Annotated in this window: 19 protein-coding genes; 14 read left to right on the top strand and 5 right to left on the bottom strand. The window is 50.5% G+C overall.

The features are described from left to right. Window positions 1–93: 93 nt before the first annotated feature. The 3 genes from P2G88_RS16950 to P2G88_RS16940 all read left to right on the top strand — a co-directional run bounded on the left by P2G88_RS16950 (window position 94) and on the right by P2G88_RS16940 (window position 8,829). Complete coding sequence (locus P2G88_RS16950; protein WP_275798125.1) at window positions 94–2,349, top strand: arginine/lysine/ornithine decarboxylase; 2,256 nt, start codon at window positions 94–96, stop codon at window positions 2,347–2,349. A gap of 416 nt (window positions 2,350–2,765) precedes the next feature. After that, the gene (locus P2G88_RS16945) at window positions 2,766–7,238 is read left to right on the top strand and encodes a PAS domain-containing protein (RefSeq protein ID WP_275798194.1); all 4,473 of its coding nucleotides are present in this window, start codon (window positions 2,766–2,768) and stop codon (window positions 7,236–7,238) included. Window positions 7,239–7,326: 88 nt separating this feature from the next. Beyond that, window positions 7,327–8,829 carry a hypothetical protein gene (locus P2G88_RS16940; RefSeq protein WP_275798123.1) on the top strand — a complete coding sequence of 501 codons (1,503 nt, stop codon included), beginning with the start codon at window positions 7,327–7,329 and terminating at the stop codon, window positions 8,827–8,829. A 115-nt stretch (window positions 8,830–8,944) separates the two neighbouring features. Here the strand turns inward: P2G88_RS16940 and P2G88_RS16935 are convergent, their stop codons facing one another. Beyond that, a complete protein-coding gene (locus P2G88_RS16935) occupies window positions 8,945–11,686 on the bottom strand; it encodes a cation-transporting P-type ATPase (RefSeq protein WP_275798121.1) in 2,742 nt (913 codons plus the stop codon). A 212-nt stretch (window positions 11,687–11,898) separates the two neighbouring features. Here P2G88_RS16935 and P2G88_RS16930 point away from each other — a divergent pair, with 212 nt between their 5' ends. Beyond that, entirely contained in the window at window positions 11,899–12,966 is a 1,068-nt protein-coding gene (locus tag P2G88_RS16930) for a DUF3083 family protein (protein WP_275798119.1), read from the top strand. Window positions 12,967–13,163: 197 nt separating this feature from the next. Continuing rightward, window positions 13,164–13,673, top strand: coding sequence for a GNAT family N-acetyltransferase (locus tag P2G88_RS16925; RefSeq protein ID WP_275798117.1), 510 nt, complete (start codon window positions 13,164–13,166; stop codon window positions 13,671–13,673). On the opposite strand, the gene P2G88_RS16920 is transcribed toward P2G88_RS16925, so the two are convergent. After that, the gene (locus P2G88_RS16920) at window positions 13,666–15,042 is read right to left on the bottom strand and encodes an FAD-dependent oxidoreductase (RefSeq protein ID WP_275798115.1); all 1,377 of its coding nucleotides are present in this window, start codon (window positions 15,040–15,042) and stop codon (window positions 13,666–13,668) included. The two genes, P2G88_RS16925 and P2G88_RS16920, sit on opposite strands and share 8 nt — an antisense overlap. A 166-nt stretch (window positions 15,043–15,208) precedes the next feature. Here P2G88_RS16920 and P2G88_RS16915 point away from each other — a divergent pair, with 166 nt between their 5' ends. Further along, complete coding sequence (locus P2G88_RS16915) at window positions 15,209–15,913, top strand: response regulator (RefSeq protein ID WP_275798113.1); 705 nt, start codon at window positions 15,209–15,211, stop codon at window positions 15,911–15,913. A 3-nt stretch (window positions 15,914–15,916) separates the two neighbouring features. After that, a complete protein-coding gene (locus tag P2G88_RS16910; RefSeq protein WP_275798112.1) occupies window positions 15,917–17,212 on the top strand; it encodes an ATP-binding protein in 1,296 nt (431 codons plus the stop codon). Here the strand turns inward: P2G88_RS16910 and P2G88_RS16905 are convergent. Next, window positions 17,191–18,552 carry an MATE family efflux transporter gene (locus tag P2G88_RS16905; protein WP_275798110.1) on the bottom strand — a complete coding sequence of 454 codons (1,362 nt, stop codon included), beginning with the start codon at window positions 18,550–18,552 and terminating at the stop codon, window positions 17,191–17,193. The two genes, P2G88_RS16910 and P2G88_RS16905, sit on opposite strands and share 22 nt — an antisense overlap. A gap of 604 nt (window positions 18,553–19,156) precedes the next feature. Between P2G88_RS16905 and P2G88_RS16900 the strand changes: the two genes are divergently transcribed. From P2G88_RS16900 to P2G88_RS16890, 3 genes are all read left to right on the top strand, one after another. Next, complete coding sequence (locus P2G88_RS16900; RefSeq protein WP_275798108.1) at window positions 19,157–19,696, top strand: hypothetical protein; 540 nt, start codon at window positions 19,157–19,159, stop codon at window positions 19,694–19,696. 249 nt (window positions 19,697–19,945) lie between these two features. Continuing rightward, window positions 19,946–22,078 carry a TonB-dependent receptor gene (locus tag P2G88_RS16895; RefSeq protein WP_275798192.1) on the top strand — a complete coding sequence of 711 codons (2,133 nt, stop codon included), beginning with the start codon at window positions 19,946–19,948 and terminating at the stop codon, window positions 22,076–22,078. Window positions 22,079–22,192: 114 nt separating this feature from the next. After that, the gene (locus P2G88_RS16890) at window positions 22,193–22,981 is read left to right on the top strand and encodes a TIGR00266 family protein (protein WP_275798105.1); all 789 of its coding nucleotides are present in this window, start codon (window positions 22,193–22,195) and stop codon (window positions 22,979–22,981) included. A 114-nt stretch (window positions 22,982–23,095) separates the two neighbouring features. On the opposite strand, the gene P2G88_RS16885 is transcribed toward P2G88_RS16890, so the two are convergent. Further along, complete coding sequence (locus tag P2G88_RS16885) at window positions 23,096–23,260, bottom strand: hypothetical protein (protein ID WP_275798104.1); 165 nt, start codon at window positions 23,258–23,260, stop codon at window positions 23,096–23,098. A 222-nt stretch (window positions 23,261–23,482) separates the two neighbouring features. Here P2G88_RS16885 and P2G88_RS16880 point away from each other — a divergent pair, with 222 nt between their 5' ends. The 4 genes from P2G88_RS16880 (at window position 23,483) to P2G88_RS16865 (ending at window position 26,519) form a co-directional block, all read left to right on the top strand. Then, complete coding sequence (locus tag P2G88_RS16880) at window positions 23,483–24,100, top strand: hypothetical protein (protein WP_275798102.1); 618 nt, start codon at window positions 23,483–23,485, stop codon at window positions 24,098–24,100. Further along, window positions 24,097–25,512, top strand: a complete 1,416-nt coding sequence (locus P2G88_RS16875; protein WP_275798100.1) for a serine protease — start codon at window positions 24,097–24,099, stop codon at window positions 25,510–25,512. Before P2G88_RS16880 ends, P2G88_RS16875 begins: the two co-directional genes overlap by 4 nt. 67 nt (window positions 25,513–25,579) lie before the next feature. Continuing rightward, window positions 25,580–26,158 (top strand): nucleoside deaminase, encoded by a 579-nt coding sequence (locus P2G88_RS16870; protein WP_275798098.1) that lies wholly within the window; start codon window positions 25,580–25,582, stop codon window positions 26,156–26,158. A gap of 91 nt (window positions 26,159–26,249) precedes the next feature. After that, window positions 26,250–26,519 (top strand): hypothetical protein, encoded by a 270-nt coding sequence (locus tag P2G88_RS16865; protein WP_275798097.1) that lies wholly within the window; start codon window positions 26,250–26,252, stop codon window positions 26,517–26,519. A gap of 26 nt (window positions 26,520–26,545) precedes the next feature. On the opposite strand, the gene P2G88_RS16860 is transcribed toward P2G88_RS16865, so the two are convergent. Then, window positions 26,546–26,638, bottom strand: a 93-nt coding sequence (locus tag P2G88_RS16860; protein ID WP_275793917.1) for an IS3 family transposase, incomplete at its 5' end; no start/stop codon positions are given.

Here is a 26,638-nt window from a genome sequence, read left to right as displayed (position 1 = left end):
AAATCGGAATTTGCATTACAATTTGGGGATGGCAAAAAGGTGCAAACTTAATTGCCTTGTGCCTTCGTCTTCTTACAACAGGGATATCGCCCCATGAAGTTTCGCTTTCCAATCATCATAATCGATGAAGATTTTCGCTCCGAAAATATTTCCGGCTCTGCCATTCGCGACCTTGCCAATGCCATCGACAAAGAGGGCATGGAAGTGGTGGGTTTTACCAGCTATGGCGATCTGACTTCTTTCGCCCAGCAGTCCAGCCGCGCTTCCTGTTTTATTCTGTCAATTGACGATGAAGAATTTGAGGGAGCCACAGACAAAGAAGTGGCCAAGGCACTGCAAGCCATCAAAGGCTTTATCAGTGAAGTGCGCCGCCACAATGCCCATATTCCTATTTTCCTGTATGGCGAAACCAAGACTGCCCGGCATTTTTCCAACGATATTCTGCGCGAACTGCATGGCTTTATTCATATGTTCGAGGATACGCCGGAGTTTGTGGCCCGACATATTATCCGCGAAGCTAAGAAGTATTTAAGAGAGTTGGCACCACCGTTCTTCAGTGCGCTGATGGAATATGCCAGTGACAGTTCGTATTCCTGGCACTGTCCCGGCCATTCCGGTGGCGTGGCCTTCCTGAAAAGTCCGGTGGGGCAGATGTTCCACCAGTTCTTCGGTGAAAATATGCTGCGCGCCGATGTGTGTAATTCGGTAGAAGAGCTCGGACAGTTACTGGATCATACCGGCCCGGTAGCCGCCAGTGAGCAAAATGCGGCGCGTATTTTTGGTAGCGATCACCTGTTCTTTGTAACCAACGGTACCTCCACTTCCAATAAAATGGTGTGGCACAGCACGGTAGCACCGGGGGATATTGTGGTGGTGGACAGGAACTGCCATAAGTCCATCTTGCACAGCATTATTATGACTGGCGCCATTCCGGTGTTTTTGATGCCCACCCGCAACCACTACGGCATTATCGGACCCATTCCCAAATCGGAATTTGATCCCCAAACCATCGCCAAGAAAATTGAGGCCAATCCCTTTGCCAGAAACGCAGCTAACAAAAAGCCGCGCATTCTGACTATCACCCAAAGCACCTATGATGGCATCGTCTACAACGTCGAAACCATTAAATCCATGCTCGGCAATACCATCGATACCCTGCATTTCGATGAAGCCTGGCTACCTCATGCGGCTTTCCATGAGATGTACCATAAGATGCATGCCATCGGCTCAGATCGCCCCCGTAGTGAAGATGCGCTGGTATTTGCCACCCAGTCCACCCATAAGCTGTTGGCCGGTATCTCTCAGGCCTCGCAAATCCTGGTGCAGGACAGCCAAAAACGGAAGCTGGATACTCACAGATTCAATGAATCCTATTTAATGCATACATCCACCAGTCCGCAGTACGCCATTATCGCCTCCTGCGATGTGGCTGCGGCTATGATGGAGCCGCCGGGGGGCCGAACCCTGGTGGAAGAGTCCATTAAAGAAGCCATCGATTTTCGTCATGCCATGCGCCAGGTGGATGACGAGTTTGGCGAAGACTGGTGGTTTAAGGTATGGGGGCCGGACGAGCTGCCGGGCGAGGGTGGCCCCAGCCAGGATGACTGGATGATTAAAGCGTCCGACACCTGGCATGGCTTTGGCAGTATCGAAACCGGCTTTAATATGCTGGACCCCATTAAAGCCACCATTATCACCCCCGGTCTGGATATGAACGGGCGCTTCGATGAACTGGGTATTCCTGCAGCAATTGTTACGCGTTACCTGGCTGAGCATAATATTGTGGTGGAAAAGACCGGTCTGTATTCGTTCTTTATTATGTTTACCATCGGTATCACCAAAGGCCGCTGGAACTCCATGGTGACCGAGTTACAGCAGTTTAAAGACGACTACGACAATAACCTGCCGCTGTGGCGGGTAATGCCGGAATTCGCTGCCAAGCAGCCACGTTATGAACGTATAGGCCTTAAAGATTTGTGTCAGCAAATCCACCAGGTGTATCGCGAGTTCGATGTGGCCAAGATCACCAAAGATATGTATCTGTCCGACTTTATTCCGGCCATGACTCCGGCCGACGCCTGGTCACATATGGCCCACCGCAATGTGGAGCGGGTCTCCATCGATGAGCTGGAAAACCGTATTACCGCGATGCTGGTGACCCCATACCCGCCAGGTATTCCGCTGCTCATTCCCGGTGAGCGCTACAACAAGACCATCGTCAACTATCTTAAGTTCGTACGCGAATTTAACCGCCGCTTCCCAGGCTTTGAAACCGATGTGCATGGATTGGTTAAAGAAGAGGTGAACGGACAGGCAGAGTACTTTGTGGATGTGGTAAAAAATCCATAAGTAAAGTGAGAATTGAATCTTAGATAGCTGGTTAACAGGGGCTTCTGCCCCTGTTTGTATTACGGGCTCCGTATATTCTTAGTGCTATGCCATACCCGAAAGTCGTTATCGAACATCCCTTTTCTAACTATAAACGCTGATTCAGCTAAACCAAAAAGACAGCCCTGTTAAAAATCCGAGGGGTGCTTGTCTCCTGTAAACACACATCTGAAACTGTCAAACAAGGCCGCCCCGGACCTAAAAAACTTAAATTTTTGTAGTCAAGAACTAGACTTAGTTCGCGATAGCAAAAACAATTAGTTATCAATATTCACAACTAACTCCGTATATTGACATCTGAGCCGGCACCTGGCTGGTTTATGCTTCGCAAGATTTTGATAAGAAAGCCATTTTAGTAAGGAACAGGCCAAGTGTTAATGATCAAAAAAGCGGCTGGATATGCCGGTTTAGGATTTCTGTTTGTTAGTCCTGGCGCGCTGGCCGTATCCGACTGGATCCAGGGACAAAGTGCCATGGTGGTCAATGGTCTGTTTTTAGTCCTTGCTATTCTCATTTTGGTACTGGCTGGCCTGGCTTTTTCGCTACGCTCCAAATTGCTTTCTGCGCATGCGCAAGCCGAGATCCAGGATGCAGAGCAGGAATATCAGCGCTCTTTGGTCGATAAATACAGCCTGGGTCTGATTTATGTTAACGCCAGTTGCCAGGTGGTCTTTGCCAACCGCATGGCTGGTTTTTGGCTCGAAGGAGAAGATGCACAGCTAAATGGAAAGTCAGCCCTGGATTTATTTGACCGAGATGTAAACAAAGCGCTTAAGCAGGCCCTGGAGACCCAAACCGAAGGACGAATAGAGTTTAAAACCAAGAGAAATCGCTTATTGGTACTACGTATCAAGCCGTGCGACCCCGATTCCGGCAAAGTGGCGGCTCTGCTGGCGCTGCAGGACATCACCCAATATCAGGATGAAATTAACCGTAAGAACGATGCCCTGAACCATCTTGAGTCGGTATTTGATCTGACGGCGTTGGGCAATGTTCGGGTGCAGACAGATAGCGGTAAGCTATTGCTGGATAAGCATGCAGCCAAAATATTAGGGGTGCCAGGTGATGAAACTACCTTGGAATCCCTTCTGCAAAAAGTACATTATCAAGACAGAGATTCCCTAAAGCATACTCTGCAGAATCTAAGGCCGGACACCAAGCTGGATCTGGAATGTCGCTTCGAAGGTACCGAGAAGACGATTTTTGTTAAATTTTTTGGTCTTACCGAGTCCTTGAACAGCAAGCAACAGGTGCAATGTTTCCACCTTCTTCTGTGGGATGTCAGCAACGAGCGTCATGCCACACAAAAGATGCAGCAAGTGCAGACGCAGCTCAAAGGTTTACTGCAAAGTGCTACCCAGCCTACTTATATTTTGGATGGTCAGGGACGTCTGTTAGATGGTAATGCTACCTTCGAGCGATTTCTGTCCCAACCTCTAATGCAAATGCGTGGCCGTTTGTTAAAAGATGTCAACCAACTTCCCAAGGGACTGGCAGAGCTACATGATCCGGAATCACAGCAGATGCAGTCCATGTCTGGCGCCTGCGGCATGGATCTCGTCCTTGAAATGGCGGATGGCGAAGCACGTCAGGTGCGGGTAAATATGTACCTTCAGCGTGAAGACGGTGAGCTAAATGCGGTTCTTGCCAGCATCTTAGACAACACGGCCCTTAAAAAGGCCGAGCAGAGTCTGGTGAACGAGAAGGCAAAATGGATGGCGGTGCTGGAAAAGGCCCCAATGGGTATGGCCTTGATGGACAACGAAGAGCATCTTTACGCTGCCAATCCGCGTCTTCGGGCACGCCTGGGCTTTTCCGAACAGGAGCTTAAGTCGCAAAGTTTATATCAACTGTTTAACGACCCGGACAACGCAGCGAAGGCGGCAAAACAACTGCATCAACAGGGCCAGTTGCCAGGACTAGCCGTGCGCCTGAAGGGTAAAAATGGCCAGTTGCATCCCAGCGACTTGCATATTGCTCTGTTAGACAGTGAGGCCCAGCAGTATCTGTGCTGGGTATTTGATACCGAAGAGCAGCGCAAATACCAACAACAGTTTGAAAGCCTGATGCAAGGTGGTGGTATTCCCATGGCACTATTGGCAGAAAGCGGCTTTACCAGAATCAATCCCAGTGCCTGCGATTTCTTCCAGTTGGAGAGCGAAAAGGTTCTGCTGGGGCAGTTCCCTTATGCACCTTCTTTGCATGATGAAGGCCACGATACCGCGGCCTTGGAAGTGGCCTATCAACAATGTGTGCAGGAAAAGGCGGTGCAGCGGCTCAAGTGGGAATACCGGGTCAATGGCAAGCGCTTACCCTGCGAATTGACGCTGATCCCATTGTTAAAGGGCGATGTTCTGGAGTCAGTGTTATGTGTCTGGAAAGATTTGCGTGATATTCAAGCCGCCGAGCAAGGACGGTTGGAAGCCATTAATCTTCGCCAGGCTACCGAACGACAGATGGCAGAGAAGCAGCAGCTACTGGAAAGCAGCCAGGATCAGCTTGCTAGCCAGGTGAAAACCTTAAGCGATACCCAATCGAGGCTGCAGGAAGTAGAGCAAGATCTAAGTGACAAGGACGCCAAGATTTCAGACTTGGAGCAAGCCCACCAGAATATTGCGGAACACTTGGAACAAGTGCAGCAGCAATACCAGCAAAGCCGGGATCGCCTGGCACAAAGTGAAGAAAACAATAAGGCGCTGGAAGAACAGCTTAGCCATGCCAGCCAAAGGGTGGGGGCACTGGAAAGCCAGCGGAATCAGATAGCCGATGCACTACAAAACAGTGAGCGTCAGTTTGCCAAGGCCCAACAGGCCCTCGAACAGAGCGAACAGGTCAGCGCCAAACTCAAGGAAGAGCAGCAAGCGCAGCAAGTGAGAATGCAGGAGTTATCCGGTCAGATAGATGGCCTTAAAGCCTCTATCCGTGACAAGGATAATCAACTGGCGGATATCAATGGTCAGATGGGCACCTTGCAATCACAATTGCAAAGCTCGGCTCAGATCAGTGAAAAGCTCAGGGAGCAGCTGATTAATCAACGAAAAGCCAGTGAGCAGGCTCAGCTTCAGCGCAAGGCCCTGGAAGAGGAAACGCAGCGCGCGCAGCTTGAGCTATCTAATAAGGCCCGCCAAATTGAGCATTTGCAGCATGAAATGCAGATGTTTGAGCAGATGACCAACGAGCAGCAGGGATCTTGGCAACAACAACAGCAGGCACTACAGAAAGAGTTGCAAGAAAAGCAGCAGCAACTGAGTGAAGCCCAGCACCTGCTGGATGAAAGTAAACGTCAGACAGACGCACAAAAGGCGGAAAAAGAAGAGCAGGAGCGTCAGCTTAAACAACTGCGTGATGAGCTGGCTGAAGTGGCTGCACGAGCCAAGGAGCAACAAGATAAGATCAATGAGGCTGACAGCCAGTATCAGGCACAGCAACAGGCCTTGCAGCAAGCGTTAGAAGAGAAGCAGCAGCAACTGGCGCAAAGCGAACAGATCTTAAAAGCCGAGAAACAGCAAACCGAAGAAGAAAAAGCGCATCAGCAGGCCGTATTCGAGCAACTGCAGGCAGAGTTGGCAGAACTGAAAGCCCAAAGTGCCAACAAGCAGCAGGAAATCAGTGAGAAAGAGCGTCAGGCTCAGGAAGCCCAAGCAGCCTTGCAGGCAGAACTTGAAGCTAAACAGCAGCAACTTCAAGCCACTCAACAGCAACTGGATGAGCGTCAGCAACAGGCTGAAGCCGAAAAAATGCGCCGCTTAGAGCAGCAGCAGAAACTCGAGCAGCTACGCGCGGAGCTTGCTGACGTTGAACGGCGGGGCGCCAAGCAAAAGGAAATGCAGGAAGGCAGCGAAGAAGAGCGTAAACGCCACATGGCCGACATCGAAGCGCAGAAGCAAAAGCTTCAAGCCGCGTTACAACAGGCAGAGCAACAAAACCAAGATATGCAGAACCAGCTGCAAGGTAGTCTGGCTCAGTTAGAACATGCGCAAAGCCAGGTATCACAGACCCAGTCTGGCGAACAAAAACTGATGGAAGAGTTGCAGCGTGCTCGTCAGCAAGCGGAAGCACTGGAAAGCAAACTGCGTCAGCAATCCGAGCAAGAGCAAAAACTACAGCAGCAGTTGGCCGAGCAGCAGAAGCTATTGGCGCAAAGCGAGGACAATGTTAACCATCTGCAAACTGAGCAACGTCAGTTGACGGAGCAGCTGCATAACGTGCAGGAGGAATACAGCAGTACTCGCGAAGATATGGACAAGCAAGGCAGTCAGCAATCTGAATTGGCTGAGCAGTTAAAAGCCCTTGAGCAAGAGCTTAAACAAAGCCAGGCACAGCTGGATGATAAAGAACAGGCATTGCAGGATGCCCAGCAGCAGCTTCAGCACAGTCAGGATAAACTCGCAGAGCAAGAAAAAGCCTTGGTCAGTGCCCATGAGGCGGAATTAGAACAGGTTCGCCAAGCTGCACCCAAAGTGGAAGAAGAAGTGCTGCCGGAGTATGCCAAGTTGCCCATGCCTGCGCAGCCGCAGGCTTGGTTTGATCTGTTGGCGTTTTTAAAAGGGCATCCTCAAACAGGTTCATTGGCCGCCACATTGCAGGTGCTGCTAAAAGAGTTAGAGCAAGCTACTGAAAATGCGGACAAGGCCGTGGAGCAGGGCGACCTTCGTCAGGTGAAAGCCTGTGCCAGGCAGTTGAACCAGTTGGCCGATAAGCTTGGTTCTGAGCCCATGCAAGATCTGACCTCCCGCCTTGAAGCAGTCTGTCAGATGGGCCAAATCGATAGCATCAGTATTTTCTGGCCCAATATGAAGCGCTCTTTAATGACCACATTGAGGGTAATTTATTCCCATATCAAAGCCTGAGACGCCAATTTTCTGCTAGTTTTTATACTCCAGAGTTGTCAGCGGCGGTTTTTCAAACCGCCGCGTCCGACTAGACAAAGGAGCAAATATGAACATGGCATGCATCCTTGGTCATTCTCGTCGCGGATCAAGATCCACCCTGGCTGCACTTTGCAACGTTTTAGCCCTGGCCTTGATTTCTGCCGCTTATGCTGAGGGGGTGCAAATCCCCGATTGTCCCGCATTAACTGACTGGGCTAAAGCTTTGGATCCTGCACAAACCGTATCGCTAACCCAATCCGTCAACTTCCCCAGTGTGTTTTCCGATGTGCAGGTTGAGCCACTTTTTGGCGTAGGCATGATCAGCTGGAATGCTAAAGAGTTGTCAGACACGCGCCGTGCCATCAACTTATGTCGAAAACAGGCCAGTAAGCAGAAGCGCAAGGAAGATGCAGATCAGTTATATGCCATGATGAAAGCGCTCGACGGCATAAGACGGGATCTTACAGATATACAGCGAATGCGTCAGACCCTGAATCAACAGGTAGACTGGCTGACCAATATGAGGGGCGATGCCCGCCTTATTTCGCAGTTAACAGTCGCCAGGGATAGTCTGCTTGGTACCGCTAAGCCGCTTGAAGAATACGGCTTAGCGCAGCGTCCTAACTGGTTAGGAACATTTGAGCAGGCCCCCAAACTGCTGCCAGAAAAAGACATTGCCCCCTATCAACAAAGATTGACTGACAAAATCCAACAACTGGACAGTGAGCAATCCGCCATTCAAACCGCTTATCAGCAGGCAAAGCAAGAACTGGATGCGTTACCGCTTAGCACCGACAGCTTTGCAAAACTGGATAGCTTGGGCAAAGCAACGTTTATCCGCGAGCTTCCCCCTCAACAAGCTGACGATTTTGTCAGGGCTGTCAATGATAAGCGTTATCTGATTAATCGCACGATAGCCGCAGAGGAGGCTGCCATTAAGGAAGCCGAAGCAAACAGACCGGCGGCCGTTAAAGCGCGCCTTGACGCATTGTTGCAAGGTGACAGTGTTGCCAATATTGGCCTGGGAGGGCTAGCTCCAGGACAAAGCTATGCGCAGGCAAAGCAAATACTCGAACAGCAATGGGGATTTAAAACTGGCGCTGGCGGAGATTTGCTTAAAGAGTTTTCGCCTACATTGAAAGCGCTAAACCACTTCGTCGATACTGAGCAGCGCGATGGTGGGCGTGTTGAGTTGGATACCATGCATGGCCAACTTGGTCGCTTTGTTTATTTTGAAAACTTTACCGGTCCAATGGATATGGCAGAGGCTTATAAGTGGTTGGTCGAGCGCTTGGGAGAGCCGGTGTCCCGAGGGACTGATCTTATTAGTGTGACGGCATCATGGCACCAGGATGAACGTTATCTTGATGTAAAAATGGGCAACGGTGCAATAGGACCGCGAAGCAGCAAAGTCTTTCAGAGTTTTATTATCATGGCCATTTGGAGTCAGTCTTTTGCAGATTATCTCCAGGAAGCCAAAGAAAGATGCCAGGCACTGATGGATAAGCCTGCCAGTGAGTTATCTATCAATGAAAAACAGGCTTTGTTGATGGGCTGCAAAACGCCGTAAAAGCAGGGCTTTTTTGTAGCTCTCCCTATAGTTATCTATATGGTACTTAGTCTGTACTGCGCCGTGACGGGCAATGGCTTTGAAGTAGCGGTCGTTACCACAATCAATGCCATCATTACATCGTCCTCGAACGGCACAGAATCAAACGCATCTGTTTTTCGATTTCAATGATGGTGAATAACACAACACCTATGCCAATCACCAGCAGACCATCCAAAAAGGCCACAGGTGCCGTCTCGAACACTTGTTGCAAGGGCGGTAGGTAAGTGATGGCAAATTGCGCAACGGTAACCAGGACCACTACCAGCCAAACCACTTTGGTGCCGCGCACTGCTTGCCAGGTTAACGATGTACTGTAGATGTTACGGATGAAGAAAAGATGGAAGATTTCCATTACCACTAACGTATTCAGGGCGAGGGTGCGTGCGACGTCCAGTGAATATCCGCGCTCAATGGCATAGTGATAGATACCGAAAACACCACCCAGAAAGAGCATAGAAACCAACAATACATGCCAGACTAATTCAGCATTTAAGAGCGGCTCGTCACGATCTCTCGGCGCTCTTAACATTGTATTCTTCTCTGAGGGTTCAAAGGCAAGTGCCATGCCGAGGGTAACGGCGGTAATCAGGTTAACCCACAGGATTTGCACCGGTGTGATGGGCAGGGTCATGCCCATCAGCAAAGCCAGTACTATGGTCATGGCTTCGCCAGAATTGGTTGGCAGGGTCCAACTTATGACCTTTTTAAGGTTGTCATAAACAGTACGTCCTTCACGCACCGCGGCAACGATGGAAGCAAAATTATCATCGGCCAGTACGACCTCTGCAGCTTCTTTGGCTGCTTCGCTGCCCTTTTGCCCCATGGCAATGCCTGCATCCGCTCTTTTTAATGCTGGCGCATCATTGACCCCATCACCAGTCATAGCCACCGTCATGCCGTGTGACTGCAACGCCATGACCAGTCGCAATTTATGCTCGGGACTGGTTCTGGCAAAAATATCACAATCCAACACTGCTTGACGCAGCGCTACGTCATCCAATTCATCTAACTTTGCGCCGGTGAGTACAGTTTGGCTATTTCGTAAACCGATCATCCTGCCTATAGCCGCTGCGGTTTGCTGGTGGTCGCCGGTAATCATCTTCACCTGTATTCCGGCACCATGGCATTCGGCCACGGCAGTGATGGCCTCAGGCCTGGGCGGGTCGATCATGCCCACCATGCCCAAGAGCGTCAGTGTGCCCTCCACATCCTGGTATTCTAAAACGGTGTGTTGTGGGGGGACGGATTTCACAGCAAAGGCCAACACGCGTTGTCCGCGGGCAGCTATGGCATCTGCCTGTTGATGCCAGTACGCTTTGTCCAGCGACTGACAGCGGCCATTGGCGGCGCGCTGATCCTGACACATATCCAATATTCGCTCAGGTGCTCCTTTAACGAAAATAAACCCGTGGTTGTCATGGTCATGATGCAAGGTGGCCATAAAGCGGCGACTGGCATCGAAGGGGATGGTGTCCGTGCGGGAAAAGCTGGCTTGTTCACCTGCAATCTCAAGCGCCATTTTTGCACTAAAGGCCAGCAGTGCTCCCTCCATTGGATCACCTTCGACAAACCACTGTCCGTCTTTGTGCTGAAGAGCCGCATCGTTGCAAAGTAAAGCGGAGCGGGCCAGCTCTGCCAATACCTCATGCTCTTTTGCCGCTACCTCGACATTATTCAGTTTTAAGCTGCCTCTTGGCTCGTATCCGATTCCCTCTAAGCTGAATAAGTGTTGGTGGGTGAGGACAGAGGCAACCATCATCTCATTGCGGGTCAGCGTTCCGGTTTTATCACTACAGATAACTGAGACCGCACCCAGGGTTTCAATGGCTGGCAAGCGCCGCACTATGGCATTGCGACGGGCCATGGCCTGTACACCGATAGCCAGGGTAATAGTCAATACGGCCGGCAAGCCCTCGGGAATAGCCGCCACGCTTAAGCCGACTACTGCCATAAACATCTCGGTGAAGTCATAGCCAACGACGAAATGGCCAAAGATCAGTAGGATACCGGCAATCACCAAGATAAACAGGGTTAACCATTTGGCGAAGCGTGCCATTTGCGCCACCAGAGGCGTAGTCAGGGTCTCAACATCAACAAGCATGCCGCTGATGCGACCAATTTCTGTGTTCGCGCCAGTGGCCACTACTACGCCTTTGCCTTGACCTTTACTGACCAGGGTGCCCGAATAGGCCATGCAAGTGCGATCCCCAAGAGCAGCAGCGGCGGCCACTGGCTGCACTTGCTTTTCCACTGGTAAAGATTCTCCGGTCAGTAAGGCCTCCTGAATGGATAATCCATGGGCAGAAAGCAGCCTGAGATCGGCAGGCACTTTATCGCCAGCCTCAAGCAACACAATATCTCCCGGTACCAACTGCTCGCCGGCAACGGTAATGCGAATATTGTCTCTGATTACATTGGCCCTTGGTGCGAGCATGTGCCTGATGGCGTCCATGGCCCGTTCGGCTTTTCCTTCCTGGAAAAAGCCGATTATGGCATTGGCGACCACCACCGCTAAAATCACGCCTGTATCGACCCAGTGGCCAAGCAGCGCAGTAATCAGGGCTGAACCCATCAGAACATAAATCAGAATATGATGAAAATGCAGGACAAATCGCCATACAGGGTGCCGGCGTGGGGGTTGGGGAAGACTATTTGGGCCGTTTTCAGCAAGACGTTTGTGTGCATCCTTTGCGCTTAAACCTGCGAGAGTACAATCCAAGGTTTGCAAAATGGCCTCAGTGCTTAGGCTATGCCAGCGACTTTGATCAGTATCTTCTGAAATGTTTTGGTCTTTTCCTCGATGAATTTTTGTCATTGAGTCACATCCATTCACACCTTTTGCCTAAATGTAGCGATAGGCGAAAAATCAGTATTAACCCAAATCAAAGATTTGTAGTCCTTACAATAATCTCCATGTCTGATTGAAACTCAGTTAATAGAAGGAAACTTTAATCTGGCGCAAAGTTTTGCGCTCACCCTACAGATAGGATGGCGCCAGATTTTGTAACTTAGTTTTTGGAGATCCCCATGGCCAGTCACAACAAACACCGTGTTTATATTCCTACTATCGCCAAGTCGAATCAGTATCTGTTGGCGGAAATCCGTACCGATGAATCCTTTTATCAGGGGTTTGCCAGTGCCCAGGAAGCTTATGAAACTCTAAGCCAACGATTCTTTGCCTTGGCGGAGCAGGCGGGTTTGCATAATGTGCATATGATTGCCAATGACAAACTGCCGGTGGTCCGTTATCACCATGAAGCAATGCATTTTCAGACCAATCGCCAAATTCTGTTTTTCTACGATCCGGCCATTCATGAGGGCCAAAACCTATTCGTCACCCCAGGCTATCAGGCGCGTAAAATTCGCTTGTTGTTCCTGGCTACGGGCGCCGATATTCGCAGTCACTCCGCCCAGTTTCATCAGCAGGTGATGGGCGTTATCGAGCACCTCAAAAGCGCCTTGCCCACCGCCGACTGCCAGATAAAAATCCGTGATCATCAGCATCTGTCATATGATCTTTTCGCCCGCGAAAAAGGCCATAAAGAGACCTATGGCTACAAACTGCGCGGATTGTATCCTCGCTATAAGGCACGACAGTGTGAACTGCCGCAGCAGCACAGTGCTATCAGCTATGTGACGCTCAGCTTACCGCTAACCCGCGGGATAAAGGAGCAGTTCAGTTCCGGTAGTGCTGGTGATTTTGCGCCATTGTACCTTTCCCTTGAAGAACTGTTTTTGAAAGCCTGTGGTGATAAGAAGCTGGATCGCTTAGCCATGGTAGCCAATGGCCTGACCCCGTTGGTACGTAACAGTCAGGTTGATCGCTCTGAACAAAATGGCGAATTACAAAAGATAAGCTTCGATCCGGATGCGCCAGGACAGCAATTTATTGCCCACTGGGATAACAGCAATCTGGTAGAAACCGCCCATTTTATAGTGGTCGCGGGTAAGGAAGACAATACCGAATTTGGTTATGGTCAGTTTATGAATCGCGTGCAGGAGGCGGTTGATACTTTCGCTAAACGTCTAGGCATGGATCCCACGCGAAATGTCCTGACCCTGCGTTTCCATCAGCATATCAGTTATATCGCTTAAGCTAATTGGCCGGGCAAATCGTACCGGCCACTTTCTTGTGCTTAGTCAATTCCCTGCGTCACTAAATCCATCCTATTCCAGCCTGTTGCTGCAGCTAAAATCACATAGCATTGTATTCTGATATAAGTTTTACTGGGTGAAATTAAGTGGCCCGTGCTTTGCTTTACTTGGAAAAATGATTGTTTATCGGGAATACCATGGAATTTTTTCTGGCTGACAGTATCGAGCCTTACATACCTGAGCTGAGTAGCCTGCTTGAAGATTGTGTGATGGATGGTGCTTCTATTGGTTTTTTATGGCCCATGGCGCATCAGGAAGCAGACGAGTACTGGTGGAATGTGGAAGCGCAGCGTGCTCAGGGAGAGCGTTTGTGCTGGTTAGCTGTATCCAAGGCAAATGTGATAGGCACGGTACAGTTAGCGATGCCGTCCAAGCCCAACGCCCGGCATCGTGCGGAAGTTGAGAAGTTGATGGTGCACCCTGCGTATCGCAATAAAGGCATTGCACGATCCTTAATGGCCCTGTTACAAAGTGCCGCCATCGTGCATCAGCGCACTCTTTTGGTGCTTGATACCCGATACGGCGATCCTGCCTCGGCCCTTTATCGAAGCCTTGGCTTCTTTGAAGCCGGCCAGATCCCCGGTTTTGCGTTAAACAATGAGGGTAGTACAGATGCCACGGTGTACTTTTACAAAAGTTTTAATTAGCGTCCGCCAACACTTTCTGCGCTTCCCGTAAGCCCGACAAGTACGCGCCGTGAACAGTAGCGGGGTAGTCGCTATGGGTGGCTTCACCGGCAAAATACAGCATATTTTGTAAGCTTTCGGCCAGATCTTCACGCATATCCGGATTCGCGCCGACCTTCATGTACGAGTAGGCGCCAAGGGCATAGGGATCCTGACGCCAGCGGGTGATGCGATAATCCGTGGGCTGCAGGGTTTTGTCCTTATAGATAGTGCTCAGGGCCGCCATGGCCTGTTCAATGATTTCCTCGTCGCTTTGCCTCTCGATGGCATCGGCCACACGGCCGCCGCTAAAGGCCATTAACATCGGCTCGCCGGTGTACTTGGCCAGGTTTAGCCAATCATTCCAACGGCCTTTTTCGCTGCTGACATAGCCGATGGCGTCCACATTAGGATCCCAGAAAACCTGGTCGAACTTAAGATAGAGCTTATTCAGTAGCCCCATGCCCATAGCGGCAATGGCTTCTCGTTTCTCCTTTGGCAGGATGGGATTAAAGCGTACTTTGTCGCTTTTAAGCACGCCAAGGGGGAGGGTAATAATCACCTTTTGTGCATTAAAGGTATTGCCGTCTTGGGTTGTGATAAGCACAGCGCCTTGGCTGTAGTCGATGCTTTGCACCACTTGATTAAGGCGGATATCCAAGCCCGTGGCCAGGTGTTCGGTGATGCGATCATAACCCTCGGGAAATAGCACTTCCGGCCCCTCGAAGGATTCGCCCTCCATCAAGGCCCAGAGGGATAAATCCTCAATATCCGCTGCGGCGTCATGTTCAATATTGGCCGAAGCCACATAATCTACTACCTTTTGGGGGATGTCAGCGGTGCCACTATCGTCTTTAATCCTGTCAAAGGCCTGTTTTACCGGGCCATCGGGGTGGATGAAGGCTAGGGTAGTAAGATGGCTTTCCAGGGCCTCTTCCAGGCGCGTTAAATCCTGGTAAAGAGCGGCGTTTTGCTCACCGTTACTGTCATACAACAGGGCATTGTCATAATCCGTCTCCTGCATGGGCAATTGCAGAGACTCGGCAAGTTTATGGATAGGATTGTCCTCGGTGCCGTGGATCCAACTTGCGCCCATATCCAGGGCCGTATCGCCCAAACTGCGATCGGAGTACATGCGCCCGCCGATTCTGTCCCTGGCTTCAAGAACTACCACGGGGTTGCCTGCCTTATGCAGGGTCTTGGCCGCAGCCAAGCCGGCAATGCCGGCGCCGATAACAATAAAAGGCGTCGATGCGCTCTCGTTAGGCGCAGGCAGGTCGCTGCTTTGTTTGTTGCTGCCGCATGCGCTAACCAGCACAAGCAGCGCGCAGGGTAAAAGGTTTTTGATCATATTCAGTCTCCTTGGATAGGTCACAGGAGTATGACGGTAATGCCCTTCAAAAGCTGTCAGGCCGGGTAAGCATATGTCAGCGAATGTCAGCGAATGTCAGCGGACTGGATTTTAAACCTTTGAGCCTGGCATTATGCCGATAGTCAGAGCAAAAAGGCTGATTTGTGTGCCAAGAGTACTAGTGGTGGAAGATGATAAAAAAGTGGCCAGCCTGCTGTGCCGCTTTTTAGCGCAGCAGGGATTTGAGGTAAGCACCCAAGACCTGGGCAAAAGCGCCATAGAAGAGATACTCAAAGAGCAGCCGGACCTGGTGGTGTTGGATATGATGTTGCCGGATATGGATGGCATTGCCGTCTGTGAGGCGGTGCGCCCCCGCTTTAATAAGGGGATTTTGATGCTCACTGCCCATCAGGATGACATGAACGAAGTGATGGCGTTAAACGCCGGTATCGATGACTTTATGGCCAAACCGGCGCGACCCCATATCCTTCTGGCCAGGCTGTGGCGTATGTGGCAGCGCCAGGCAGATCAGGCCAAGGGCGCCGCCGATATGCGAGCAGCCAAAGCCGCCAATGAAAGTGTGCTTTCCCTTCGTGACCTTAGCATTGACAGGCGTAGCCGTCAGGTAAGCCGTTCCAATGAGATTATTCCCTTGTCCGATGCCCAATTTGAATTGCTTTGGTGCCTGGCTAGCCGCGCCGGCGAAGTGTTAAGCCGCGATACCTTATTTAAAACCCTTAAGGGCAGTGAGTATGACGGTCTCGACCGGGCCATGGATATGCGTATCGCCACGTTAAGACAATCTTTGGGCTCGAGTGATTATATTCGCACTGTGCGTCATTTGGGCTATGTCTTTGTGAAGGAAAGCTAAGGCATGCGTAGCCTGTTCTGGCGTTTGTACCTGCTGATATTATTGGGCCTAATCCTGAGCGCGGTGCTTCAAGCTCTGCTTATGCAAGGCTTGTACAAAGAAGAGATCCGCCAAGACTATCTGTCCGATACACGGCGCATCCTGTTATTGATGGGCGAAGACAAGACACGTAATCCCCAGGACTGGCCGTATGTGTTAGGTAAATGGCAGCGACTGCTCGGTCCCGATATTCGCATTGAAAGCCTTGGCGCAGAAAAAGCCAAAGCGATGCTTGGCGAAGAAGAGATCAGGGTGATAACCCTTGATATCGATGAACAACAGGATTGGATTGAAATTGCCGCCCGCTTTGAAGACAAAGCCCTGCTACTTAGCTTTGACGACAGTTACTCCGATGAGTATATGCTCTTTTACTATTTATCCGATTACAGCGGCCTAATAATAATGGCGCTGTTGTTATTGCCCTTGTGTTTATGGCTATCCCGTTATCTGCATCGCCTGTCTCTGGTGTGCCTCAATCTGGCCCTGGGAAACTACGACCATCAGGCGCCCCCATCCAGTGTGGCGGCCATGAATGCCCTTTCAACGGATATTAATCGCTTGGGCCAAAGCCTGGCCGCTCATCAAAAGCGTCAATTGGTGTTTAACGCCGCCCTGCATCACGAAACGCGCATCCCCTTACAGCGTCTGCGCCTGGCACTGGATATGGCGCAGGATATGCACGAAGAGGGCGGGGATCCTGTGCAAGTCAAGGCACTGCTTAAGGAGATGGATGAGGATATAGATGAACTGGCCGAGCTCACCGAAGACATGCTGTTGCTGGCGCGCATCAACCATAATAAGGCCTCCATCGCCCTAAGCCCGCTGGAATTGGATAAAGCCCTAAGTGAACTGCTTATGGCCAAACACTGGCAGGGCGTAAGCCTTTTGAGATCAGAGCCTTGTAGGGTGCGCCTCTCTTCGCTGTTGTTTTCCAGGGTTGTGGTGAACCTAGTAGACAACGCGCAAAAGTTTGCGGCTAGTCGGGTACAGGTCTCCCTTCAAAAAGAAGGCGCTTATGCATTGCTGGTGGTCGAAGACGACGGCCCCGGTCTGGAAAACACCCAAGTCCAGACCTTATTTGAGCCTTTCAACAGGGGGCAAACCCAGGAAGACAAACCCGGCTTAGGCCTCGGCCTGGCTTTGGTCGGGCAAGTCCTCGATGTTAGCGGCGGGCAGATAAGCCTTGGCACAAGCTCCTTAGGCGGGGCCCGCGTACAAGTGCGTTGGCTCCTGGTGGATTATGCAGTGGCCGGTGCCTGATGTTCCTTAATCCGCTGTATATAGGTCAAACGCCAGCCAAGGAGGACGGCTGCGGTGGTGAGGCCTACAATAAAGCCAATCCAAAAACCGGTAGCTGCCATTTTCGGCACTATCCAATCGGTTAACCCCAGAATACAACCCGTGCTTAAACCCACCCCCCAATAAGAGACAAAGCTGATGTAGAACATCGCTTTTGCATCCTTATAACCGCGCAGAGCACAACCAGAGATGACCTGAATGGCATCGGAAAGTTGGAATACTGCGGCCAGAAACATCAGATCGGCGGCCATCCTTACCACTTCTTGTTCGTTGCTATACAAGCCAGCGATCTGATAACGCAGCAGCAATGAAAAAACGGCGGTTATGCTGGCGCATAGCAGTCCCACAGTCCAAGCGCTATGTACTGCTTTTCTCGCATGTAAGGGCAGATCTTCGCCAAGCAGATGGCCTACCCGAATAGAGCAGGCTAATCCAATGCTCAGAGGCACCATAAACATTAACGATGAAAAGTTAAGCGCGACCTGGTGGGAGGCCACTATTTGCGCGCCGTAGGGAGCTAGCAGCAGGGCCACGACGGCAAACAGGGATACCTCGAATAAAATGGTCATGGCAATGGGGATCCCTAAACGCAGGATCTCGGTAATGTCTGCAATCCTTGGCGCATAGCAATGGTCAAACAGTCGAAAACGCGACATGGCCTTAGCGTAATGGGTGTACAACATGGTGCTGATCATCATGGCGCAAAACACCAGAGAAGTCGCAACACCGCAGCCCGCGCCGCCTAAGGCCGGCATCCCGAGCTTGCCATAGATAAATACGTAGTTAGCCGGAATATTAACCAGCAGACCGATACCCATAATGAGCATTGAAGGGCGGGTAAGCGATAAGCCTTCGCAATATTGTCTGAATACCTGATATACGGCAAATGCCGGAGCGCCCAACAGTAAATACTGCATGTAGTCCAGCGTAATCCGCTCCAGCTCGGGCTCCATTTCCAATACGCCAGCCAGGTTGGGCACAGCGAAATAGCAAAGGGCGAAAGGTATTGAGAGCATCAGGGCTAACCACAACGTCTGTTGGCCTTTTCGCGGGATTTGCTCGAATTTCTTGGCACCATTTAATCGCGAAACAATAGGGGGCAACGCCAGAATAATGCCCTGAATAAAAAACAGCACTGGCATAATTATGCTGGAAGCAATAGCAACGGCGGCCATATCTGCCGCGGAAACGCGACCGGCCATAATGGTGTCGGATACGCCCATCATGGTCTGGGTCACTTGCGCAATAAGCAGTGGCCAGGCGAGCTTCACCAAGTGGCGTATTTCTATCTTCAGGTTCATGGTTTGGCTATCAGAAAACAAGGCCGCTTTTATACCACAATGTGGGCTTTGGGCGCGGTAATTCCAGTGATTTGCCAAGGTGTCCGCTGAGAAAATGCACAATTATGGTTCAGGATTGCACCAAAACAACTATTTGATGGTGTTGGACGAACTGGGGTTATGATTTAAGCTGTTGAAATAATTAATAAAAAAATGTTGGCACTATGGGTGCTAAGTAATTGGCCCAGGAAGCGAGGCGGGCCATCTGCTCACAGAGCAGCACAGGGAAGGGGCATCACAGGACGTAACAACAATAAGAATATGCCGTCGCAGGCCACTGGCCACCTTAATAACGCTTTACCCAGCCCCGGCTAGGGTGACGACCAGATGGCCCTTTATTCCCAATATTCGGGGATAACAGGGCCTTTTTTATTTGTGTAATATGCAACGGGCCAAGGGACAGATAACGTCATGTCATCCAACGGGTGAATAAACGATTTTTTCGTAGTTTCCGGGGGAAGATGTGGGACTAAAATGAGTTATCGCATTGACCTAATTGTTTAACAATCGTCATGTAGAATCGTCGTAAGCAGAGATACCAAAAGCTTGGTTTAGGAGACAGGTCATGTTAACCGGATTGGTGATGACCAGGACTGATAGTGATGAAGATGGCTGGGACAGAGCGTCGGTAAAAATCGACGGCATGACTTTGCTTGCCCGTGCAAAACGCTTGATGCAAGAGTGTCAGTGTGAGCGTATCCAGGTGACCCCAGTGGGTGCCTACGAGGCGTTGGAAGTCATGTATCAACTAATGTCTACGCAGCAATGCAAGGGTGGTTTGCTTGTAGTGCCTGTGGATATGCCACTATTGACGCCATCCATTCTCAAAGGTTTGACCGAGGTCGGTAAACTGACCGGCCGGCCAAGCTCGTTTCATGATAAGCCTTTACCCGCTTTTTTGCCGGTCAATCAATCGGTGTGCGCCATGGTCCATCAAGAACTGGCCAATGGGCGTCGTGGTTCAGTGCATAGTCTGTTCAGCCGTTTTGGGGGTATACAACTGGTTTGTCAGCAGACAAGCGCGCTGCATCAAATCCGTCATGAACAAGATTGGGAACGACTAAAACCTCAACATGACAATAGGCTTGCGCCCAAACACTCTTAGTAACCTATTGATTAAATGCGTGAATTATTGAGTTCAGCGGCATTTATAAAGACTTTGTGCCGATGTTCCGCTTATAATAATCCTCCAGGGGGTGCACCATGCACCTCTTTTTGTATCGGGAAATACTTACCCACTCACAAAAAGAGCCGACATAGCCTTATGTCCAAGCCACTGGGAGAACACACGTTGAATAACCTATCCTCTTTGCGTCACGCTACCGGATTGACGCTACTCAGTCTTGCCGTTTCCATGGCCCTTCAAGGGCAGGCCGTTGCTCAAGAGCCGGAATCTGACCAAGCAACAAATGAGCGTATTGAAGCCATCACCGTAACGGCCACCAAGCGCTCACAGGTGATATACGAAGTTCCCATTGCCATGAGTGCATTCAGTGGTGATGCGCTGGCCGCTCAGGGCATTACCGATCTGACCGATGTCGGCAAATTTGTTCCTAACCTTAACGTTACCGGCTTCTCTGCGGGACATACATCTTCTGCCAATCCTTTTATTCGTGGCATTGGTTTACAAGACCATCTGATCACCACTGATCCCGGCGTTAGTGTCTATGTTGATGGCGTTTATTTGGGCCGTCAGGTGGGGCAGAACTGGAACCTGAATAACATCGAACGTATCGAAGTGCTGCGTGGCCCACAGGGCACACTTTACGGACGTAACTCCATTGGTGGCGCTATCAATATCATTACCAAACAGCCCGATGAAGTGGCAGTGACTAAGTTTGGTTTGGAAGGCGGTACCCGTGGTCGCAAAAAGGCCGATGCTTTTGTTAACCGTGGTTTGACAGACGAACTGTCTTTCAACTTTAACGCCGGGTACAACGCCCGCGGCGGCATCGGTGAGTTTATTAATATTCCTAGTGCGGAATATGATGTGGGTGAAACCCGCGATATGTACGGCCGTTTGTCCGTGCGTTTTGCACCAAGCGATGAATTTAGTTTGGTGCTGACGGCCGATGCCAACGATGGCGAAGGCGGTCTTCGTCCTTACACCACCTTGATTGATGAAGTACCCAATGGCGCCTACTACACAGGTATGCGCTTTGGTGCGCCTACACCTTCAGGCCCACTGCGTAACTCGGATGTGGCGGCCGATCCCTATGACAATGCTACCGGTACCGAAGAAGTTACTACCGTAACCAACGAGGCGCGTGGTTTGTCCTTGACCGCAGAGTGGGGCTGGTCAGACACCCTGTCTTCCAAGGCTATTGTCAGCCACCGTACATCTGAGTACAAAGCCGGCTTAGACGATGACAGCACCATTTTCGCACTGGATCATTACCCGGAGCGCGGTGACGCCGATCAAACCTCTGTGGAACTGCAACTTAACGGTTATTTCGATAACTGGGACTTTGTCTCTGGTATTTATTGGTTTAATGAAGAGGGGAGTAACCGTCAGGGCGAAGATTCTCGTTTTAATGGTGGTCCCAACCTGCTTGAGCTTAATCAGGAAACGACCAGTCGCGCAATCTTCGTCAATGTGGGTTATGACATGACCGATGATCTGCGTGTATCCGGTGGCCTGCGTTACACCCAGGATGAGAAGGAGGCCACTGCCAACGTGGGCATTGGTCCTTTCTTCTCTGAAGATGACTGGAATGAGGTCAGCTATGACCTTTCAGCCAACTACACCTTGGAAAATGGCTTAAATGTTTACGGTAGCATCCAAAGCGGTTATCAGTCTGGACAGTTTCCGGCCCGTCCATACTGCTTGTTCGGTAATCCCAATTGCTTTGTGGCCAGTGAAAATATTACAGCGACAAATTATGAAGTGGGTCTGAAGGGCGATGTCACCAGCAACTTCAGCATGAGCATTGCCTTCTTCAATACCGAATATGACGATCTGCCTTATCAGGTGAGTTTTGTCAGCGAAGGGGGCTTCGACACCGCTAACCTGGTGGTAGTGCAAACTTCCCGTGGTATTGAGTGGGAAAGTACGGCCTATATCGGCGAAGGCTTTAAGCTGCATACCAGCTTGGGCTATATCGATGTTGATGTAGATGAGCAAAACGGGGTCAAACCGGTAGCACCGCTGACGCCTGAATTTACCTTGTCCATCAGTCCATCCTACGAGCTGTCTTTGGAAAATGGCGCCACCGTGGATTTTCGTATGGATTACTCTTTCCGCGATGATATGTACGGTGAGCCAAGCGCTGATCCGGGTCGTCTTACCCTGATAGACAGTCGTGAACTGGTGAACATGGATATTGCCTACACCCCGTACCATGGTGACTGGACTGTGGCACTCTATGGACGCAATATTTTCGATGAGCGCTATGACAATGCGCGTTTGAATACGGGTGACTACGTTCTGCAGATCCTCAGCAACGATGCCAGTGAGTTTGGTGTGCGCTTCAACACCTACTTCTAATCGTTCTGGTAAAATGCATTAACAAATTAAGGGGCACTTCGGTGCCCTTTTTTATTGGTTCGAGTGGCAAAAAAGGCTAGGGTAGAGTGGATTACATCCTAGAAGGAATTTGCCATGCGTTGTCATGAAATCGATTATGAGATCATTGGAAACTCCATGCAGATGGTGGAGGTGGAACTGGATCCGGGGGAAACCGTTATCGCCGAAGCCGGGGCCATGAACTACATGGAAGAAGGCATCAACTTCGAGGCCAAGATGGGGGACGGCTCAGAAGTCAATCAAGGCTTTATGAGTAAGCTGTTCTCTGCCGGGAAAAGGGTGATCAGCGGTGAATCGCTGTTTATGACTCACTTTACCAATCAGGGGGTAGGTAAGCGCAGAGTGGCCTTTGCCGCGCCTTTTCCAGGCAGCATTATACCAATCAATATGGCCGCCCTTGGCCAGGAAATTACCTGTCAGAAAGACTCCTTTCTTTGTGCCGCTTTGGGCACCAAAGTCGATATCACCTTTAACCGGCGTCTGGGCAGCGGCTTTTTCGGCGGTGAAGGCTTTATTCTGGAACGTTTACAGGGCGATGGTATGGCCTTTGTGCATGCCGGGGGCACGGTTATTGAGCGTGAACTGCGGGGCGAAACCCTGCGGTTGGATACCGGTTGTCTGGTCGCCTTTACCAGCGGCATTGAGTACGACATCGAAATGGTAAAAGGCTTAAAGAGCATGTTCTTTGGTGGGGAAGGCTTGTTTATGGCCACCTTACGTGGTCATGGCAAAGTCTGGATCCAAAGTCTGCCGTTCTCACGTCTTGCCGATCGCATTATTGAGCATGCACCAAAAATGGGCGGCAGTCGTCAGGGGGAAGGATCGGTCCTTGGCGGTATCGGCGATATGATTGGCGGGCGCTAGGACCAATTCAATTGCGAAGATACTTACTACCAAGACACAGAGGGCAAAGAGTTTTCATCAAATGAGGTATGCCTCTGTGATCTCTGCGTCTTGGTGGTTCGATCTTTTTAGCCTTTAGCGCAGGTCCAGCTTATTGGCCTTTACGTATTCTTCTACCGCTTTCATCGTGCCGAAACTGGCCAACAGCATTTTCATTGCTTGCTCTTTGGCTTCCGAATGTTCGGATTGCTGAAGTAATTTTATCCAGGTGGATACCAAGATAGCGGGAGGCTGATTCATATAAGGCTACTCGATAACTAAGCTATTAATCTAAAGCGCAATGCTAAGGGATTCCCTTTGCTGGATAAAGAGAAGATATGTCCAGTTGATTAGTTTTAAGGCGATAGCGGCACACCTTATTGCAACAAGGTGTAAATCAACAAAATCCATCCGTCCAGGCGTTACGATTCATGTATTGCTATATTTCTTCTGTTTCCTCAACCGTTTACAGGGAGTATGGAAATGGAAAGCCGATCATCTTCGTCTATCGTCGCCGATCTCTTCTCAGGAGCGGGCATTGGTGTGCTGTTAGGCGTGCTAATGGGCTTGTCGGTCACGCAAGTGGTAGCGGAGGTTGTGGTAGGCCTGGTTGCCTTGCTCTCGGCAGCCCTTGGCTTGGTCTCCACCACCGAAAAGATTACTGTCAGGCCCTGGCGAATAGGGGCCTTTGGCATTTGTGCAACCCTATCTGTGGTGGCGGCCATTTACGTGCGCACCCACGATCTTCTCGCCCCGTCGGAATCAGAGCAGCATGTCACCTGGAAAGCCATGGGGTTTAGCGATAAAGAAGCCGGTCAACTGGTGGCTTATCGGCAATTAGGGATCCTTCCAAAAGGTGTGGAAGTGGATGCCAATGCCCGCCAGGGTAAGTCATCAGTATTGTACGCTGCAGACGCCGAAGCCTGTCGCGACCTTGAACCAAGCCAGTTTCCCGATCTCAACGAAATCATAACGGCCTGGCGAATACAGAAGGGACAGTGGTCTCAACTTGCCAATATCGCCACTACCCTTGATGCTCGACAAGCCCATTCCCTGCTGGTGGCAAGTTGGTCGCTGGCTTGTGAAACGGAGGCGTTATGAGAGCCGTTATCGCCCTCCTGATTTTCAGTTGTGTTGGCCATACTGCGGTTGCGCAGATGCAATCCACCTTCGATAAGGTGCGTCCGTCGGTGGTAAAAGTGCGCACGGTGGATACGGGTAACGCGGCTACCGGTTTTGTCTGGCAGTCATCAGATTATATTGTGACATCCTTACATGTAGTGGATGGCAGTAGCCAAATTACCATCGATTATGCTAATCCCAGAGTAAGCCGCTCTGCCAGCGTTGAAAAAGTGCTTAAAGAGGCCGATTTGGTTTTGCTTCGGGTCGACAATGCACCTCCGGTGGCGGCACTTAATTACAGTGCCAGAGTGCCCAGCGTTGATGAGGAAATTCATACCCTGGGTTACCCGCTAAACACCAGGGAAATTAATAGTTTTTCATTTAAGCAGCGCTATGGCGGGCGAAAATTAGCTGACAATATCTCCTCCAAAGTATTGAATAAACTGCGTCAGAACGGCTATCCCAACCCAGAGATGGAAGTGATTAAACTTGGCAATGAAAGCTTGTTGCCCGGCCTTTCCGGTGCGCCTATTTTTGATGCCCAAGGTGTGGTTTTAGCTATTGGCAATGGAGGTTTGGAGGAGGGCGCTTTAAATATCAGTTGGGGGATCCCTGCAGAACAATTAACCAGGCTCAATCAAAGCACAGTGCGAACGATGCCCGGCAGCGGCGGCACCCGAGCGCTTTTTGCAGCAGAACTTGATGCTCAGATGGGAGAAGAGATTGCCCTGGGAAATTCCAGGTTGATCAGGGTACGAACCCGTACTTTATCCGAACTGCTAGCTACTGCAGATGACCAACTTGGATTGAGTCAGTTAGCCACGCTGTTTGCCATGTTTAATCCAATGTCCTTTCATTATGACATTTATCAGGACGTGAATACGGGGGCGACATTGGTGGTGCCCGCCGGATCGCAGCTATTTCCGAAACCGGGCCAGCCTTGGCAGGTAGCACTTCCCGGCGTTAGTGAAGATCTCCCTATATGGTTGCATGTGCAACTGCAACAGACTGACTCCGTTATGCATGCCCAACTGCTCTCTCAGCAGTTTGAACTCTGGGTTGGCCGGCAATATGCCGGCACACAATGGATGCCCGATCCTAATTGGAGTTATCTGGTACCTTATCAGCGTTTCGACGGCTTACTGGTCAACCGTAAAGCCTGGATGGGAGCGGATATGTATGGCAATAGCAAATACGCTTTTGAAACGCTGGCCTTACGCAACCTAACCTTTCTTGGAGCCGTCGCGGTACGCGAAGATGCGCCTCCTTTTTTGGTCGAGCAATGTCTGGTGTATCAGGTGCAGTCACCTGAATGCCAGTTTGTATGGCAACTGACGGCCAATTGGGCCTATGTGGTGCTGGGATTACAGCTGACCGGATTCAGTCTCTGATTGACCCTTTGTTGGCCATGCAACAAGATAGGATAAATGCTTTCACATCATAAACTTGGAAAACACTATGTCGTCCTTATTAAGCAAATCTTCTCCCAAGTCGCAGCAAGCACTGCGTGCCATTGCCCATATGCCGACTAAAAGCTTGGATGTTTTGATGGATCATCACTTTGCTAAGTCACTGGATGACGAAGATTTTATGCGTATTGCCGTTTATCTGGCACAAAAAAGCTATGATGAAGGCGGTTGTCCTATCGGTGCGGTGATTATCGATAACCAGACCAAGCAGATAGTCGGCAAGGGCCACAATACCCTGGTGCAGGAAGATCATCCCTATAACCATGGCGAAACCAGCGCCATCCGCGATGCCGGACGCATAGATTTCAGTAAGACCACGCTTTTCACTACCCTCAGTCCCTGCGATGTATGCGCAACGCTGCTGTATATGCGTGGCTTTGCCCGTGTGGTGGTGGGGGATGTCACCAATGCCGGTGGCAATGAGGCAATGCTTAAGGAGAAGGGGATCCAGGTTGATATTCTGGAAGATCCCCAAGGTATTGCCCTTTATGGCGATTTCCGGGCCGAGAAGCCCGAGCAGGATCTGGAAGACTGGCAAGGTTTAAGTGCTGTAAATAAACGGGCTTAATCTGATGTTCTTGGACAAGATCCGGGCGTTTTATTGAACATTACAGCCAGGCGTTCAAACACCTGTATACAACGCCATTGCAGATGGCTACTTGAAGCCCTTCGCCGTAGCCGACGGTGATGGTACAACGGTGTTTTCAGATAAAACAGCATTAACAGACAAATTCACCAATAACTGCCAGGCATTGCAGGCTGCAGAGTATCTCGGGGCCAGTCTGCAGATCGTTTACTGCCAAGCCTTTGTCGCAAAGGCATCAAGTGTGCATATTCATTGGACGGTGATGCTTGGTGGCGCAAAAGCCATTTCGGCACCCTGTATATCAGCCATTTGGCATAAAAAAGGTTGGAAAATCTCCAGCTGATCTGCACCAGTAAAAGTGGACACCGGTTAAGCTGCTAGTTTTTTCTCATAGTTTTCCGGGCTCAGGTAGCCCAGAGCACTGTGCCTTCTTTGCCGGTTGTAATCAACTTCAATGTACTC

Origin of the sequence: Aliiglaciecola sp. CAU 1673 (assembly GCF_029223185.1) — a bacterium.
Lineage (GTDB): Bacteria > Pseudomonadota > Gammaproteobacteria > Enterobacterales > Alteromonadaceae > Bowmanella.
This window is presented reverse-complemented; position numbering and strand designations above follow the sequence as displayed.

Coding starts and splice junctions, on each gene's coding strand:
- P2G88_RS16950 (WP_275798125.1), top strand. CDS start 94: ATGAAGTTTCGCTTTCCAATCATCATAATCGATGAAGATTTTCGCTCC.
- P2G88_RS16945 (WP_275798194.1), top strand. CDS start 2,766: ATGATCAAAAAAGCGGCTGGATATGCCGGTTTAGGATTTCTGTTTGTT.
- P2G88_RS16940 (WP_275798123.1), top strand. CDS start 7,327: ATGAACATGGCATGCATCCTTGGTCATTCTCGTCGCGGATCAAGATCC.
- P2G88_RS16935 (WP_275798121.1), bottom strand. CDS start 11,686: ATGACAAAAATTCATCGAGGAAAAGACCAAAACATTTCAGAAGATACT.
- P2G88_RS16930 (WP_275798119.1), top strand. CDS start 11,899: ATGGCCAGTCACAACAAACACCGTGTTTATATTCCTACTATCGCCAAG.
- P2G88_RS16925 (WP_275798117.1), top strand. CDS start 13,164: ATGGAATTTTTTCTGGCTGACAGTATCGAGCCTTACATACCTGAGCTG.
- P2G88_RS16920 (WP_275798115.1), bottom strand. CDS start 15,042: ATGATCAAAAACCTTTTACCCTGCGCGCTGCTTGTGCTGGTTAGCGCA.
- P2G88_RS16910 (WP_275798112.1), top strand. CDS start 15,917: ATGCGTAGCCTGTTCTGGCGTTTGTACCTGCTGATATTATTGGGCCTA.
- P2G88_RS16905 (WP_275798110.1), bottom strand. CDS start 18,552: ATGAACCTGAAGATAGAAATACGCCACTTGGTGAAGCTCGCCTGGCCA.
- P2G88_RS16900 (WP_275798108.1), top strand. CDS start 19,157: ATGTTAACCGGATTGGTGATGACCAGGACTGATAGTGATGAAGATGGC.
- P2G88_RS16895 (WP_275798192.1), top strand. CDS start 19,946: ATGGCCCTTCAAGGGCAGGCCGTTGCTCAAGAGCCGGAATCTGACCAA.
- P2G88_RS16890 (WP_275798105.1), top strand. CDS start 22,193: ATGCGTTGTCATGAAATCGATTATGAGATCATTGGAAACTCCATGCAG.
- P2G88_RS16885 (WP_275798104.1), bottom strand. CDS start 23,260: ATGAATCAGCCTCCCGCTATCTTGGTATCCACCTGGATAAAATTACTT.
- P2G88_RS16880 (WP_275798102.1), top strand. CDS start 23,483: ATGGAAAGCCGATCATCTTCGTCTATCGTCGCCGATCTCTTCTCAGGA.
- P2G88_RS16875 (WP_275798100.1), top strand. CDS start 24,097: ATGAGAGCCGTTATCGCCCTCCTGATTTTCAGTTGTGTTGGCCATACT.
- P2G88_RS16870 (WP_275798098.1), top strand. CDS start 25,580: ATGTCGTCCTTATTAAGCAAATCTTCTCCCAAGTCGCAGCAAGCACTG.